Source organism: Klebsiella quasivariicola, assembly GCF_002269255.1.
Taxonomy (GTDB): Bacteria; Pseudomonadota; Gammaproteobacteria; order Enterobacterales; family Enterobacteriaceae; genus Klebsiella; species Klebsiella quasivariicola.
The window spans coordinates 4,548,425-4,563,303 of sequence record NZ_CP022823.1; the positions used below are offsets into that span (position 1 = coordinate 4,548,425).

The window sequence follows — 14,879 nt, forward strand, 5'->3', positions numbered from 1 at the left end:
ATCTCCGCAGCTCTCAGAGAGGAACCTGTGATTTAAGCAGCTCGGCTTCACGCGCTGGCCCTTCAATCTTGCCATTCACCCGACGTGTATCCCCCGGCAGGCTCACACCAGATGCCCGGATACGATCGTTACGGCGTGCAGCAGCCTGCGCGACCTCTTCTCGGTACTCTTCGTCAGCCTTACGGCGAGCATTCACATTCTGAGGTGACATAGGGTCATAGTCGTTTTGCATCTTAGATGCCTTGCTGGCTAATGCTTTAATCTCGTCTTCTGTCAGAGGCTCTTCCATCTTCTTCAGCGCCTTCAGAGCGCTACTCTGGGCAGCAGAGTAACCATTTGCGTCGCGATTCTGCGTCGAAAACATCAGCGCCGTGCGGGCTTTTTCTTCATCGTCCTGAAATTCCCAGGTTGGATCGTTCTCTTCCATAAATTTCATGGTAAAGACAGAAAGGGCCGCCGGTGACGATGCCAGTTTCAGCTTAATTTTCTTCGAAGAAAGCTCGGTCTCCTTCAGCAAACGAACCGCCAGAACCGGGTTATCTTTAGCTTCAGTCGATACCGCGACATTGTGGCCGCGACTGTGCTGCTTAGGTCGGGTGATCTGGGTGTCGTCATTGTCCAGTTTCAGCGGCGCATTCCCGTTATCGGACTCGCCTTTCGTTTTGGTTTTTCCTGACAGATGCGAGAAATCGAACATGGATGGGTTTTCCTCAGATAGTTGGGGCTGTTTTTTCTTACCTTTCGTACCGAACGCTGTTAGCGCCCATGTGGGTAATTTCATTAACGGCATTGGTTTCTCCTTTTCGGGCGGTAGCGTTACTTCTTGCCCGCCTCATGCCGGTGGATGCCCTGGCGCAAAAGGTGACGCGCCAGCTCCTGAATGCTTGGGGCTGCGCCAACGGTAGAACGCCGGCATTCATCATCCCGCAGGCGCTGTAACCCTTCGAGAATAGGCTGATCGACAAGAATCGGCTTTTTGCTGGTTACTGCCATTTCCTGACCTCCTGATACTGGTTAAACATACAGACTTCTTCTGCATGGGGTTAACTTATGATCAATAAAATGAATCGTCAAGATAAAATATTTTAATCATAAAAATTACGGATTATTTGAGAGGTACTGGATGAGTTACCGAATGGAGGGGGAAGTTAAGTAGCCCTCAAGGGAGCTGAAGAAAAGATGCGTGGAGATGAGGCCGGGCTGGGTCCTTTCCTTGCCAGATGGATCATAAATCTGCCCTTATAGACAGAACACATCATTCCTGCCATACATAGCCAGAACACGTCACTTCTGCCTATAAATAAGATATGGGCATTTTCATGGTGCGGTTTGATTCTACGTGAAACGCCCAAACTGCCACACAGCAAGGGACACCAGCATAAACAAAGCGACGGAGACAACGCCCAGTCTTCTGCGCTGCGTATAGAGTACCAACTCTGTTTAGAGACTAATGAACGTCAGCGTAACCGGCCAGCCAGCAACTCTATGGGAGGGCAACTATCAAGTAATGTCAGCCTTACTATTGAGCTGAACGCTGCCCATCATCTGCCTTTGCATCCATTTTTGGTAGGTTTTGCATAAATCATACAGGGACATGAAATCACTACACAAAGCGGGCAGGCATGGCGGGAATACGAATACACGCATCAGTGTAAGTGTTGAAATATAGTACTGGAAATGGAGAAGTTGAAATGGTAGTTTCATTCTCGCGCATGTAGGCAGATTTGTTGGTTGTGTATCACAACCAGTGATTTTAATGGCAGGAGGAATCGCATCCCTGACATCCTTGTTTCGTCGCTATAGGGCCATTGTGCTGTGCGAGGGAGTGCCTACATGCGTTTTTCCTTCCTTATTAACTTTACGATGAAATATAATCATGGTTGCAACTTCTAAATTACATCTTTTGAAAGTCGCATCATCTCGTGCTGACTTGGCAAAATTGCTAGATGTTAAGTTGGTTTTTTTGACAAATGTTCTTTACAGAATTGGCACAGATAATCAGTATAAAGATTTCTCTGTACCCAAAAAAGGTAGAGGAACCAGATTGATATCCGCTCCAAATGAAAGTCTGAAAGACCTTCAAAAGCGAATAGCTGATCTTTTAATGGAGTGTAGAGATGAGATATTTAAAATCAAAAAAATCAAAAACAACTATTCTTTTGGGTTTGAGAAACATAAATCAATAATTTCAAATGCTTTTAGACATCGCGGAAAAAGAATAATACTTAACATCGATCTCAAGGATTTTTTCAATAGTTTTAATTTCGGACGTGTAAGAGGATACTTTCTATCCAATAGGGATTTCATATTAAATCCTATCGTCGCTACTACCTTAGCAAAAGCTGCATGCTATAAGGGTAGTTTGCCTCAGGGTAGTCCTTGCTCTCCAGTAATAACAAACTTCATTTGTAGTATCATGGATATGAGATTAGCTAAACTAGCCAAGAGCTTAGGGTGTTCCTATAGCCGTTATGCGGATGACATCACTTTTTCAACAAATAAAAAAGAATTCCCAATCGAATTAGCAATATCTCACCATGAGGGAGTGGTATTAGGGAGCGTTCTAGTTAGAGAAGTTAAGCGTGCAGGCTTTGATATTAATGATGCCAAGACAAGGCTTTCATATAAATCCAGTAGGCAAGAAGTTACGGGACTTACTATAAATCGCTTTGTTAATGTGGACAGAAATTACTCCAATAAGACAAGAGCACTAGCTCATTCGCTTTATAGCAAAGGCGAGTATAAGCTACCAGATGAGGATGGTAATCTCGTTGTTAGTAGCATCGAAATACTTGAAGGGAGATTTGGGTTTATTGACCAGATCGATAAATTTAATAATATACAAAATAAATTGAGCAAGCAGCCTGACAAACATGCACCTGTTCAAATCACATTAAAAAATTACAGATTAAAGCTGAATGTACGTGAGAAGGCTTATAGTAAATTCATATACTTCAAATATTTTCATGGGCACGTTTCCCCAACAATATTGACAGAAGGTAAAACAGATCGGGTTTATTTGAAGTCAGCTATTCGTTCACTTTCTTCAAAATTCCCCGAATTGCTCAAGAAAAGCGCTGATGGTAAACGCAATGATATTGATTTGAATATTTTCAAATCCGATGAAAAATCAAGTTATTTCATTAATATGTCTGGTGGGAGCGCGGATTTAAAGAAGTTCATCGAGAGATATATGGATGAATATTCAAAGTATTATGGTTCCATACCTAAGCAACCGGTTATTATGTTGCTGGACAACGATTCTGGTTCTGATGAGATTTTGAATTTCCTTAAAAATAAAGTGAAAAGTTGTCCAGATGATACCGCTACAATGAGAAAAATGAAATTCATCCATGTCTTCAAAAATTTATACATCGTTTTAACACCATTAAGTGCCACTGGTGAGCAGACCGCGATGGAGGATCTATTTACTCATGATACTTTATCTATCATCCTTGATGGTAAAAAGTTTAATAAAAAGAACGATGGAGACTCGAAAACTGAATATGGGAAGCATATTTTCTCTGTTAAAGTAGTGAGGGATAAGAAACGCAAAGTTGATTTTAGTGGTTTTGAAGTAATATTCAATACTTTTAAAGAAGTTTTCGAACATTATAAAAAAATAATCAGCATTTAGGAAAACGGGCCCTAGTGGAGATGCTAATGTACTAGGGCCATAATTCTAGACCTCTGGTAAAGTATATGGTTTTCTATTCTAACCACGAATTAAGCCCTTCTAATCATCTTTGCAAAGGTATTAATTCATTTCTAACAAAAACATTTGCCGTCTTCTCCACATCCCCCAACATAACTCGGTATAATCTCCATCATCTGTGGCGGTAGGTCTGCTGAGCAGTACAATCTTGGCCCGTCCACTTATTGATCTGAATATTGCATAACAATATATCAAGATTACCTTTACAGTTTCAGGCGGCCAATAGCCATATTCGTACCTTTTCCAGTAGTCCGGTTCGTGGGTCAGACACCAGCCGCCCATATGCTGAGATCTGTGCTGTCATTTTCGGAGCCTCCACAGCTTAAGGAGGCATTCAGACGGTTAAGGGTTTGCTATGTGCTTCAAGCCAGAGAGCCGGGCCATAAATCCAGCGTTTCCACCAGTGACCGAATATACATTCCAGCCTGATCAATGGCTGCTGCCTGCATGAACCCCGCCACCAGCTCAGGGTGTTCTCTGGCATAGCCAACCCCAAACTGTTTATCTATTGCCTCTACAGCCTCACGCATCCAGAGGGCTGCGCTACCTGCTGATTTCTTCTCAATCATTCCGGCTCCCAGCATTTTTACACCTCTCATTTTTACCGTATATAAACAAAACTAACGTGGTTCACGTGGTTTACGTGGTTCAATTTGTAAAGACCGTTGTTTTATATGAAAAAATAACAGAAACGTGAACCACGTAACCCCCGTTTTGAACCACGTAAGGGCTTTTTTTACGTGGTTCACTCAGTCGCTGATTTAATTCGTGGTTCAAACATGCACATTCGTGGTTCAAAATTGCTGTTTCGTGGTTCAGTCGTGGTTCATTTATTTAGTATAAAGTTATTAAATAACATACACATAACAATTAACCTTACAGACTGAACCACGTGAACCACGTAAATTATTGCTCATACATGTAAGTTATTCCTTAACACCCTCTGCCTGATACTGAAGGACGTAGACGTTAATCTGCCGCCCATCAATGCGCGGTGATTTCTGCTGGAAACGCTGTCCATCAGTGGAAGCTGACAACACACCAGCACTGGCCAGCGCCCTGGCAAACTGCCTCGCGTTAAAACCCTGCGCTATCTCCTTCTCAAACGTCGCGGGAAACGTGTAAAACACCAGAGGCGCATCATCATGGCTGCTTTTACGCTTGCGATATCCGGCAAGGTTGCTGATTGGCAGGCTTGCCGGGTCATAAGGCAACGGAGCGAACCGGCTAAGACCATAGGCATTCAGAAATGCCTCGCACTGATCAATGATCTGCTGGTGCTCCTTGTTCCCCGTGCCGAACTCTTTCACCCAGGCGTTAAAGCTGTGCTGGATAGCATCACGGCTGGCCTGCTCACCCCATCCGGTGACTGGAGCCCCAGTTACAAGCGCCGCCTCAAGAATGGCGAAACGTTCGGCTACGCGGTGTACCTGCTCACCATAATCAGCCGGAATAAGACCGCGCCAGCGTTCCTGCGCATCCCTCACAGCCTGTTTAGCCTCCTGCTGGTGGCCTGCCAGCCATTTAACCCACTCACGCCCCGCCGCGCCGTGGTTATCAGTCCAGGCTTCTTTCAGCGCGTCGGCGTGGGCCTTACCGTTCAGCAGACCATTAAAGACCGTCGATTTCTCCATCGGGATATTCAGCAGGCGCACCAGCTGGCCCGCCTTAACTCTTATCCCACCGGCCGACAGGAAGGTTTCAATATCCATTTCCCCGGTGCTGATCGCCACGGTGCGCCAGCGTTTCAGCTCCCGGTTGCCTCCCTCTTTGGCTCCCTGCAGCTTTCCCGCACCGTTAAACAGGGTGTAAGCAGACGTGGCAACATCTTTGGCGCTGCTGCCCTGCCCTACCTCATCAAGCGGTAACAGGCTATCGTTATGCGCCTCCGCCTCGTTGGCGATGCCAAGCGCAGTACCGTACCAGGTCAGCCGCAACGCATCCGGCTCTCCCCACAAGCTGCTCGCAATATTGGCGGTGGTGGTCTTACCGGCGCTCGACTGTTCGAACAAATGGACGCCGAAACCATCAGCACCCACCAGCCCAATAAGCGGTGCAGATAACGCCGCGGCCACGCCCAACATCATGGAAGGGTTACCGCCGGCCAGACGGGCGACTGAATCCCGCCAGCTGGCAGCCGTACCAGCAACGGCATAACCGGAAGATGCCGCGCTGCGACCGTTAAAAAGAATGGGCGTCTCTGGATCACCAATTACTTCACCATCAGGCATGATATATGCACCATGATGCCATCCAGTGGTATGGGTGATAATCCACTCATGACCCGCTCCGCACTGCTGCAGCCAGTCTGCCAGAATCGCCCTGAATGTGCTTTTCGTCGTCACGTTCACTCCGCCAGCCTTGAGAGAGCGCCAGCCATCACGCTCTCCGATATCAGCACAAGGGATCGCTCTGGTAATATCTTCGTGACCGCGCGGAGAGCGCCAGCGCAAAACAAGATAGCGTTCAGCCCCGTCACTGCCGGAACCAACCACCTCAAGCGGTGAGCACAGCCACGTTTCATTATTGATGATCTCGCCGCTATCCTTGTCCACCTTTGGCGTAATCCAGTACAGGCCATCGTGGCGGCTATCGACGCGTGGCTTTAGTTCATCGCTAGGGGTTGGCTTAGACTCCCGTTTCTTCACTGGCAGATCGACCACCGTGCTTTCCCTCCGTTCCGCTTGTTCACGCAGTCGACTCAGATAATCGTGCCAGTCCTCAGGCTGGCGATCGGGAATACCTTTATACAATTTGGCATCCTGGACACCTGCCTGCGCCAGCTTTTCACCAATAGCGTTAATCTGTATCGGTTCAATATCTCCGGCCAGATATACGCGGGCACTCCGTCGCCCTTTATCGACAATATTCAGGTTTGCCAGCTCAGCCAGCTGTTTTGGTCCCAGGTAGATAGGAGGGGTTGTATCCTCTGCAACCTGTTTACCCAGGCCTTCCTCCCATCCTTTTGCATGCGCATATGCATCTGCTCCCGCAAAAATAATCGCCTCAGTAAATTTTTCCCTGGGAAGATGTTTAAGGTTCGGTGCATTTTTCACTTAGGGATCCCTCCGCTCATCTGGAATTTACCTAACAACGGGTGATACCAGTAGGCCGATCCGTATTTACGTTTAGCGCCACGTAACACCTGCCTGGCCACTTCCCTGAATTTCTCTTCCGGCGCAACAAAGCCACCCGCTTTTAACTTCACCATCATCACGCCAGTATTTTTCGCCAGCTCTTCCGCCTTTTTGGTGGAAATACCGAACTCAGCGGCCAGAGTAGATACCGGCGCCATACCAGGGGGTATTTCTCCCCCCTGGCTGTCAGTCAGTGATTTGATCTGCAGCTCAAGGAACAGCACCTTTTCAGTCAGCAGGTCCACACGCCGTTCAAGCGATTCGTTTAACTCAGCCGGGTTATGCATGGCCTACCTCCGGCAATTCTTGTTCAAGCATGAAGGAAGCAAGCTCACACGAAATGTCGTAAGCAAGCTCGACCAGAGATTGCCTTTCATGCTCCTGCATAGCGTTCTGTGAAATCACCATAAGCAGCGTTGAAAGCTGTAAAGTTCTCGATTTCGCCTTCTTCGGGGTCAATATTTCGAGCTTAGACATTGCCGGCCCCCTTCATTTGCTGAAGTGAGGCGTCAGCATCGCAGCCCATGACAGACCACAAAACAGAACTATCCCGATCCACCCAATGACAGGTGAGAGGACAATCGGAACGGATTTTAGCCGCGAATGTCAGAGAAAAATCACCAGCAAGCTGCGAACGCGCTTCATCTTCGGTATTAGCCTGAGTGCGCAGAACGACAGGGAGCGCCCATGGATCGGCGTAAGTGGCCAGAAACAACCAGGTAAAGTTTTTAGGCTGAGGGTTACGCATTTTCCTCCTCCTCGCGTAATGCTTCTTCACCAAGAAAACCACCTACATCGCCAATCAAACTTTTTATCACCTGGATCAGTGCATTGATTTCGCAATCCTCCATGCTTTCAGCTTTCTTTTCTTTCATCAGAGCGAGAATAATTTCTGCCTGAAATGCTTTTTCAGCAGCCTGATGGACGGTTAGATCACTCATGGCGCACCTCCATAGCCTGAAAGGCATGGTATGGGAGGCGGGAGTCGAGAATGAGGCTTACTCCCGGCATAGTGTCGCGGGCCTCCTGCTCGCTGGATGCGTTGACATAAATAACCAACGGTCTGGCGACAGGAGAACGCTCAGAAATCGAGAGAAAACGCCATGTAAATTTGGGGTGAGTTTGGGTATGCTGTTGATCAGCCATAACTGTTACCTCGACTAACGGTTTGTGGTTAGACGCCCCGCCCGCGCTTCCGACGCTGGTGGGGCGTTGTTTTTTTGTGAATGCAAAAACACTCATCTGGCACCCACTATAATCAACAACTGGCACCCACATCAAGTGTTTTAGTTTGCTTTTTTTTGTGTATACTGGCACCCACAACAAAGTAAGGAGTCCAGTTATGGCAGTAGATAACGTCAACAATAAATCACAAAAGATGAGCGCTCGCGTTCCACACGAAATAGCCAGTAGTGTAGAAAGCTTAAAGGAGCCAGGAGAAAGCACTGCGCAATTTATCGTCACTTCATTGCAGGGCGAGATCAAACGCCGGCAGCGCAAGAAAGCCAAGGCTGAGCCAGAGGAATGAGTTATGCCTGACTCAACACGGGGTAAATGGCGAGACGCAATCGCTGTTGTTTTTTTAGTTGCAACTGCGTATTCCTCATACTGGGTAGTTAAGGCTATCGTGTCGCTAATCAGGTAACTGAGTTGGAAAAGCATAAAGCAGAGGGTAGGATTCGGAATCCTGCCCTTTTTCCCCAAAGTGAGGATTGTTGCAATAATCAATGGCTTAGGCACAATGCTTATTTTTGAGTTTCGGCATAAAAGCTGAATAAAATCAGCGTACTCAATATTGAGCCGGCTCATTCTTTGACCACCAGCATTAACCCTGGTATGCTGGCTCTGCTTGGATATTCCGTAGTGACATTGGCAGCTCTGCAAAGCTGCCTTTGTTTTATGCATCATCTTCAATTCCCTCCAGCAATCCGGGTTGATACTTTCTCCATAATCCAATTTCTTCCATCTCAAGACGGGCTTTCTCTCCTTTGCACGCCTGTAGGTCACTACCGCACTTACTGGCTTTCTTTGTGTACTGATCCTTGCGGCGGCTGAAGTCATTCAGGAATGAGAACGGGACGCCGTATGAACCGGTTTTACGTATGGACGGGATAACTTCGCGGAATACCCAATTGCTGAAGCGGTGGGCGAACGTCCCAGCAGTGGATGCCTTGCGACTGCGGGCAATCAGTTTATAGAAGCCGGATTCTGCGGCCATATTCCAGCTACGTGCTCCACCACGCTTACCCGAATGACCCTCAGTTAAAGTTAGGGTCATTACCTCGTCACCATCCAGAGAGGCAACGGCACTGGTTGGATTGCTGATTTCCAGCGCCTGGCACACATCAGATACAACGAACCACGGCTCACCGAAAACATTCACGATCCTGACCGTGCGGCCTTCAAATTTAATTACTGAAATATCATTTTCACTTGCCGTGAAATTAGCCTTTTTGCTGGCTTCAGGGTGAGTCTTGCCGCTGCCAGTTAAGGCAGTAAATTTTTTCTGAGTCATTTCTATCGCTCCAAAAGTTGTTATTCAGAGCTGCCGCGACAGCGTTAGGTATGCTGCAATATTTCTAACGCAACACCACGCAACAAATTTTCTTTTCGCTGATCAGACGAAGTTGCGTGTGGTTGCATTGGCCTTGTGTTAGGCCGATTTACGGCTATATGGGTTATTGACGTTAGGTACAGCAGGGGGATTACGAACCCACCAGAGCACATCGGACAAAAGCCAGGCGCAGCTATTGCGGCCAAAGTGGCAGCGCGGAGGAAAGCGGCCCTCTTGCTCCATCTTCCAACGACTGGAGCGGGAAAGGCTTGTGATTTCGCCACATTCATCTTCACGAATCCGGCGATCAAACTTGAAGCCGTACTCCTCAAGAAGGTTACGGCGTTGTTCGGGGTTAGGTGGGGTAAAGATAATATTGTTCATACTGCCTCCACTGTTTCTAGGTTTGTGGAGGTTATTGTTATCAATCAAAAAGAACTTGTCTGAAATATTCCGGAAAATTAACGGAATTTCCGCAGATTACTCATCGACAGAGAAAGGGATATCAACATTATCAACCCATCCCTGAACAGCCCTTCCTGAGGGTGCCACGATGTTAAGATTTTTAAAATCTTTGCTTATATCACTGTCATTTTTATCAAGAAATCGGCGCGGATTTTCTGCCACCTCGTTTCCATAATGAATGCGCAAAAGCGACTTTATAAACTGAGCACGTTTATTTATGGTTTTTGCTGAGTGAGCTTCATCGGGATTTTTTGACGGTTCTATCTTTTCTTTTTCACCATTAATATAACTTGGAAATTCATCACCATCATTACATTTTTTAATTGAAACAAAATCAGATTTAGAAATATAGAGATCTTCAACCTCGAAATTAAGAAATTCATCCGTTTCAAAAGAAACAAACATCTTGCTTTCTGCCGAAAACCAAAAATCATCCAAGCTTGGTTGGAAACTGTAAAGTGCGGTCATTCCGTATGCATTTTGCGGTAAAGCCCATAATCCGCTAAATGAGCAGGGATAAAACCTTTCTTCGCGTGGGAGGTTATCTAAATCTATATCTTCATATCTCATTAATGAGACAACTCTGGAAAATTTATCGATGGTATATTTTTCTTTAAAAAGTTCATCTCTGAGACGTTGAGCAGATTCAAATTGTTCCTCTGTGAATCTCTTTAAATTCCTTTCTTCTTTTTCTACACCATCACCAATAAAACGGACATATCCGCGGCCTTCCTCAAAAGAAACATACAACTTGATTGCTCCAATCGAAGCCCAATGAAGCAAATCTTCAACTTTACATCCGAGCAACTCAGCAGCGCGAACTACTGAGTAATATTCCCGTAATGGCATTCCCATATCGTCACCCTCAACGCCCCTAAATAACTTGCGGGCCAGGCGGGTAGGGTTTCCCGCTTTTCGGTTGGCCGACCTAGACCCGCAATATCAGTTTAATCTCTATTCGCTACAGGTAACAGAACCACATTTTTATGATTACCCGCAAGAAGTTCTAAACGTTCATGCCATTTGTTCAGCGCATCCAGCTTCTCCGGCAAGTACAGGCTACGGTTATATATAGCCATGACGCCCGGTAGAGCATGACCCAGCAGCAACTCTACAATATGCGGTGCTATGCCCATATTGTTTAACCCCGTGGAGAACGTGCGCCGCAGATCGTGAAGTGTCCACGGCTCGTTATGATGGAAATCTTTAAAAAGCCGTCGCCCTTTCAAAGATACAGCTTGCCGGGTGCGCTCTTCTCCCAGCAGCAGGCCTGTTTTACCCGTCTCGCGTTTTAACTCTTCCAGCCACGGGCGTATAGCTTCAGGGATTGATCTCACGATTTTCTCGCGGGTTTTGCTGTGCTCTTTCGGGACTGTCCAAATCCACGAGGTAAAATCCCACTCCGACCATCGAGAGAGGCGAACTTCCATCGTTCGAGCGCCAAACAGCACCAGCATTTTGAGAAGACGTGAATAATACGGCTGCTGATCATCGCTGTCTGTGCAGCGCCATACATCGGCCAGCTCGCTATCTGACAATACGCGGTCACGTTGACCGGATGGCTGGCCTACATCCTGAATGGTGAGAAAGGCTAGAGCATCACTGGCGGCATAGCGGCGAACCTTGCAGAAGCGTAACGCCTGTTTAGAAATCTGGAACATGCGGCCGGCGGTCATGGGTTTGGTCAGATTTATTTCATCAAAACAGGCCACCCAATGACGGGTTTCACATCTGGTGAGGGGATAACGACCAAGGCGCGGGTAAATATGCTTGCGTAGCTGTGCCCTTACCAGCTCCTCATCGCTGCGCTTTCTCCTGGCGTAGTTCACCAGCCAGTATTCGAGAGCATCCTGTACTGTCACAGGTTTAAGCGTTTCTTCGGTGCTCAGTTCAAGCTCTGTTTTTGGATCAAGACCACCAGCCAGCCACTGGCGACACTTTTCCCGCTTTTCTCTCGCCGCTTTTAGCGACAAATCCGGGTAACGGCCAAGCGTTAAACGTTCGAGTTTGCTACCCCTTCCGCCCAATCGGTAAGCGAACACCCAGCTAACGTTACCTTGCTTCGAAACCTTAATGCTCAGTCCTTCACCATCGGCAATCATGATCGGTGCTTCACGCTCAGAACCCTGCAGCGCTTTTAGCTTTTTGTCGCTCAGTTTGTTTGTACCAGCCATAAACCATCCTGAACCTGTTGCGAGTGATACACCGAGTGATACACCGTTCGTTGCTACAGTCAAAAAGAGTGCATAAACACACGGACAAAAAACACCGTATCTTACTGATAATAAAAATTAAATTTGATGATTCACGAAATCATCTAAAAGCATGAAAACATGAAGTTTTATGCTTCTACAGTATGTTTCATAAGACTAACCATTTGATTCTAAATATAAATCATCAAAGCCGCTGCTTTCGCCCCGACGATGACCGGCAAGCCATCCAGTATACCAGCAAAAAGAAATCTTCGGTGCAGGGATTAATAAAGCCCATTTTGTGATTCCGATCACACTTGTTAAAACCTATAATTAATTGCAGTTAAAAAATTAACAAACACATGAGTAACTTTCTATGGCTGAAACAAAGTCTCAACAATCAAGGCTCCTGGTGACGCTGACTGCGCTATTTGCAGCGTTCTGCGGCCTCTATCTTTTAATCGGCGGAGCATGGCTGGTCGTGCTTGGCGGCTCCTGGTACTACCCTATCGCTGGTCTGGTGATGCTGGGCGTGACCGTAATGCTGTTCCGCGGCAAACGCGCTGCGCTGTGGCTATACGCCGCGCTGCTGCTGGCGACGATGATCTGGGGCGTCTGGGAAGTCGGCTTCGACTTCTGGGCGCTGACGCCGCGTAGCGACATCCTCGTCTTCTTTGGTATCTGGTTGATCCTGCCCTTTGTCTGGCGCCGCCTGCCTATCCCTTCCGCTGGCGCCGTAGGTGCCCTGGTCGTCGCCCTGCTGATTAGCGGCGGCATGCTGACCTGGGCCGGCTTTAACGACCCGCAGGAAGTCAACGGCACCCTGAGCGCCGACGCCACCCCGGCTGCACCCATCTCCACCGTCGCCGACGGCGACTGGCCGGCCTATGGACGTAACCAGGAAGGCCAGCGCTTCTCCCCGCTGAAGCAGATTAACGCTGAGAACGTGAAGAATCTGAAGGAAGCCTGGGTGTTCCGCACCGGCGACCTGAAGCTGCCAAACGATCCGGGTGAAATCACTAACGAAGTGACGCCGATTAAAGTCGGCGACACGCTCTTCCTGTGTACCGCCCACCAGCGTCTGTTCGCCCTCGACGCGGCGACCGGTAAAGAGAAGTGGCATTTTGACCCGCAGCTGAACGCCGATCCGTCGTTCCAGCACGTTACCTGCCGCGGGGTCTCTTATCACGAAGCGAAAGCGGACAACGCGCCTGCCGACGTCGTGGCCGACTGTCCGCGCCGCATTATTCTGCCGGTGAACGATGGCCGCCTGTTCGCGGTGAATGCTGACAACGGTAAGCTGTGCGAAACCTTTGCCAACAAAGGTATTCTCAACCTGCAGACCAACATGCCGGTCACCACGCCGGGCATGTATGAACCCACTTCCCCACCGATTATCACCGATAAGACCATCGTGATTGCCGGCGCGGTCACCGATAACTTCTCAACCCGTGAGCCGTCAGGCGTGATCCGCGGCTTTGATGTGAATACCGGTAAACTCTTGTGGGCCTTCGATCCGGGTGCGAAAGACCCGAACGCCATCCCGAGCGATGAGCACCACTTCACGCTCAACTCACCGAACTCCTGGGCGCCTGCCGCCTACGACGCGAAGCTGGATCTGGTCTATCTGCCGATGGGCGTGACCACCCCGGATATCTGGGGCGGCAACCGCACGCCGGAGCAAGAGCGCTACGCCAGCTCGATTGTGGCGCTGAACGCCACCACCGGTAAACTGGCCTGGAGCTACCAGACCGTCCACCACGATCTGTGGGATATGGACATGCCTTCCCAGCCGACGCTGGCTGACATTGAGGTCAACGGCAAAACCGTGCCGGTCATTTATGCTCCGGCGAAAACCGGTAACATCTTCGTACTGGATCGCCGTAACGGCGAGCTGGTAGTGCCGGCGCCGGAAAAACCGGTTCCGCAGGGTGCTGCCAAAGGGGATTACGTCACCAAAACCCAGCCCTTCTCCGATCTGAGCTTCCGTCCGAAGAAAGATCTCACCGGGGCGGACATGTGGGGCGCCACCATGTTCGACCAGCTGGTGTGCCGGGTGATTTTCCATCAATTGCGTTATGAAGGTATCTTCACCCCGCCGTCCGAGCAGGGCACCCTCGTCTTCCCGGGTAACCTGGGGATGTTTGAATGGGGCGGTATTTCCGTCGATCCGAACCGTCAGGTGGCTATTGCCAACCCGATGGCGCTGCCGTTCGTCTCTAAACTGATCCCGCGCGGCCCGGGTAACCCGATGGAGCCACCGAAAGATGCGAAAGGCTCTGGCACCGAGTCCGGCGTGCAGCCGCAGTACGGTGTCCCGTACGGCGTGACCCTGAACCCGTTCCTGTCGCCGTTTGGCCTGCCGTGCAAACAGCCGGCATGGGGCTATATCTCCGCGCTGGATCTGAAAACCAATGAAGTGGTATGGAAAAAACGTATCGGTACGCCGCAGGATAGTCTGCCGTTCCCGATGCCGGTTAAGCTGCCGTTCACTATGGGTATGCCAATGCTGGGCGGGCCGATCTCCACGGCCGGTAACGTTCTGTTCATTGGCGCGACCGCGGATAATTACCTGCGCGCGTACAATATGAGCAATGGTGAGAAACTATGGGAAGCCCGTCTGCCAGCTGGCGGTCAGGCGACGCCGATGACTTACGAAGTGAATGGCAAACAGTATGTTGTCATCTCTGCCGGCGGTCACGGTTCGTTCGGTACTAAAATGGGCGATTACATCGTCGCCTATGCGCTACCGGATGACGCGAAATAAAACGCAAAACGGCAACGAAAGTTGCCGTTTTTTTGGGTTATCCCAGCTC

At 48.8% G+C, this 14,879-nt stretch carries 17 protein-coding genes and 1 pseudogene; 3 read left to right on the forward strand and 15 right to left on the reverse strand.

What is annotated here, in order from left to right:
* Nucleotides 1-13 precede the first annotated feature (13 nt).
* Both B8P98_RS23005 and B8P98_RS31195 read right to left on the reverse strand, forming a co-directional pair.
* Entirely contained in the window at nt 14-790 is a 777-nt protein-coding gene (locus tag B8P98_RS23005) for a hypothetical protein (protein ID WP_227819048.1), read from the reverse strand.
* A gap of 26 nt (nt 791-816) precedes the next feature.
* Entirely contained in the window at nt 817-993 is a 177-nt protein-coding gene (locus tag B8P98_RS31195; protein WP_022065042.1) for a hypothetical protein, read from the reverse strand.
* An 883-nt stretch (nt 994-1,876) separates the two neighbouring features.
* Here B8P98_RS31195 and B8P98_RS23010 point away from each other — a divergent pair.
* On the forward strand, nt 1,877-3,637 hold the full coding sequence (locus B8P98_RS23010) for a retron Ec67 family RNA-directed DNA polymerase/endonuclease (protein ID WP_095033439.1): 1,761 nt from the start codon (nt 1,877-1,879) through the stop codon (nt 3,635-3,637).
* A gap of 106 nt (nt 3,638-3,743) precedes the next feature.
* On the opposite strand, the pseudogene B8P98_RS32050 reads toward B8P98_RS23010, so the two are convergent.
* From B8P98_RS32050 to B8P98_RS31940, 8 genes and pseudogenes are all read right to left on the reverse strand, one after another.
* Nucleotides 3,744-3,843, reverse strand: a pseudogene (locus B8P98_RS32050) (phage portal protein); the annotation flags it as partial.
* A 234-nt stretch (nt 3,844-4,077) separates the two neighbouring features.
* Nucleotides 4,078-4,284 (reverse strand): hypothetical protein, encoded by a 207-nt coding sequence (locus tag B8P98_RS23015; RefSeq protein WP_227819049.1) that lies wholly within the window; start codon nt 4,282-4,284, stop codon nt 4,078-4,080.
* Nucleotides 4,285-4,641: 357 nt separating this feature from the next.
* The gene (locus B8P98_RS23020) at nt 4,642-6,771 is read right to left on the reverse strand and encodes a DUF927 domain-containing protein (RefSeq protein ID WP_095033441.1); all 2,130 of its coding nucleotides are present in this window, start codon (nt 6,769-6,771) and stop codon (nt 4,642-4,644) included.
* Nucleotides 6,768-7,139 carry a hypothetical protein gene (locus B8P98_RS23025; protein WP_095033442.1) on the reverse strand — a complete coding sequence of 124 codons (372 nt, stop codon included), beginning with the start codon at nt 7,137-7,139 and terminating at the stop codon, nt 6,768-6,770. The genes B8P98_RS23020 and B8P98_RS23025 overlap by 4 nt, the downstream gene beginning before the upstream one ends.
* Complete coding sequence (locus tag B8P98_RS23030; protein WP_095033443.1) at nt 7,132-7,329, reverse strand: hypothetical protein; 198 nt, start codon at nt 7,327-7,329, stop codon at nt 7,132-7,134. Before B8P98_RS23030 ends, B8P98_RS23025 begins: the two co-directional genes overlap by 8 nt.
* On the reverse strand, nt 7,322-7,600 hold the full coding sequence (locus tag B8P98_RS23035) for a host cell division inhibitor Icd-like protein (protein ID WP_064377760.1): 279 nt from the start codon (nt 7,598-7,600) through the stop codon (nt 7,322-7,324). Before B8P98_RS23035 ends, B8P98_RS23030 begins: the two co-directional genes overlap by 8 nt.
* On the reverse strand, nt 7,593-7,793 hold the full coding sequence (locus B8P98_RS23040) for a hypothetical protein (protein ID WP_064377759.1): 201 nt from the start codon (nt 7,791-7,793) through the stop codon (nt 7,593-7,595). Before B8P98_RS23040 ends, B8P98_RS23035 begins: the two co-directional genes overlap by 8 nt.
* Nucleotides 7,786-8,130, reverse strand: a complete 345-nt coding sequence (locus tag B8P98_RS31940) for a host cell division inhibitor Icd-like protein (protein ID WP_313899254.1) — start codon at nt 8,128-8,130, stop codon at nt 7,786-7,788. Before B8P98_RS31940 ends, B8P98_RS23040 begins: the two co-directional genes overlap by 8 nt.
* Before the next feature lie 64 nt (nt 8,131-8,194).
* On the opposite strand from B8P98_RS31940, the gene B8P98_RS31735 reads away from it, so the two are divergent.
* A complete protein-coding gene (locus B8P98_RS31735; protein WP_064158208.1) occupies nt 8,195-8,380 on the forward strand; it encodes a YlcI/YnfO family protein in 186 nt (61 codons plus the stop codon).
* Nucleotides 8,381-8,749: 369 nt separating this feature from the next.
* Here B8P98_RS31735 and B8P98_RS23055 read toward each other — a convergent pair whose 3' ends face one another.
* The 5 genes from B8P98_RS23055 to B8P98_RS31205 form a co-directional block, all read right to left on the reverse strand.
* Nucleotides 8,750-9,367: a BRO-N domain-containing protein gene (locus tag B8P98_RS23055; RefSeq protein ID WP_095033444.1), complete on the reverse strand. Its 618-nt coding sequence runs from the start codon at nt 9,365-9,367 to the stop codon at nt 8,750-8,752.
* A 138-nt stretch (nt 9,368-9,505) separates the two neighbouring features.
* Nucleotides 9,506-9,790 carry a helix-turn-helix transcriptional regulator gene (locus B8P98_RS23060; protein ID WP_053289919.1) on the reverse strand — a complete coding sequence of 95 codons (285 nt, stop codon included), beginning with the start codon at nt 9,788-9,790 and terminating at the stop codon, nt 9,506-9,508.
* A 96-nt stretch (nt 9,791-9,886) separates the two neighbouring features.
* Nucleotides 9,887-10,726, reverse strand: coding sequence for a hypothetical protein (locus tag B8P98_RS30545; RefSeq protein ID WP_053289920.1), 840 nt, complete (start codon nt 10,724-10,726; stop codon nt 9,887-9,889).
* A gap of 92 nt (nt 10,727-10,818) precedes the next feature.
* Nucleotides 10,819-12,045 (reverse strand): tyrosine-type recombinase/integrase, encoded by a 1,227-nt coding sequence (locus B8P98_RS23070; RefSeq protein ID WP_053289921.1) that lies wholly within the window; start codon nt 12,043-12,045, stop codon nt 10,819-10,821.
* 195 nt (nt 12,046-12,240) lie between these two features.
* Nucleotides 12,241-12,369 carry a hypothetical protein gene (locus tag B8P98_RS31205; RefSeq protein WP_165931888.1) on the reverse strand — a complete coding sequence of 43 codons (129 nt, stop codon included), beginning with the start codon at nt 12,367-12,369 and terminating at the stop codon, nt 12,241-12,243.
* Nucleotides 12,370-12,439: 70 nt separating this feature from the next.
* Here B8P98_RS31205 and B8P98_RS23075 point away from each other — a divergent pair, with 70 nt between their 5' ends.
* Complete coding sequence (locus B8P98_RS23075; protein ID WP_025714112.1) at nt 12,440-14,830, forward strand: glucose/quinate/shikimate family membrane-bound PQQ-dependent dehydrogenase; 2,391 nt, start codon at nt 12,440-12,442, stop codon at nt 14,828-14,830.
* Nucleotides 14,831-14,879 lie beyond the last annotated feature (49 nt).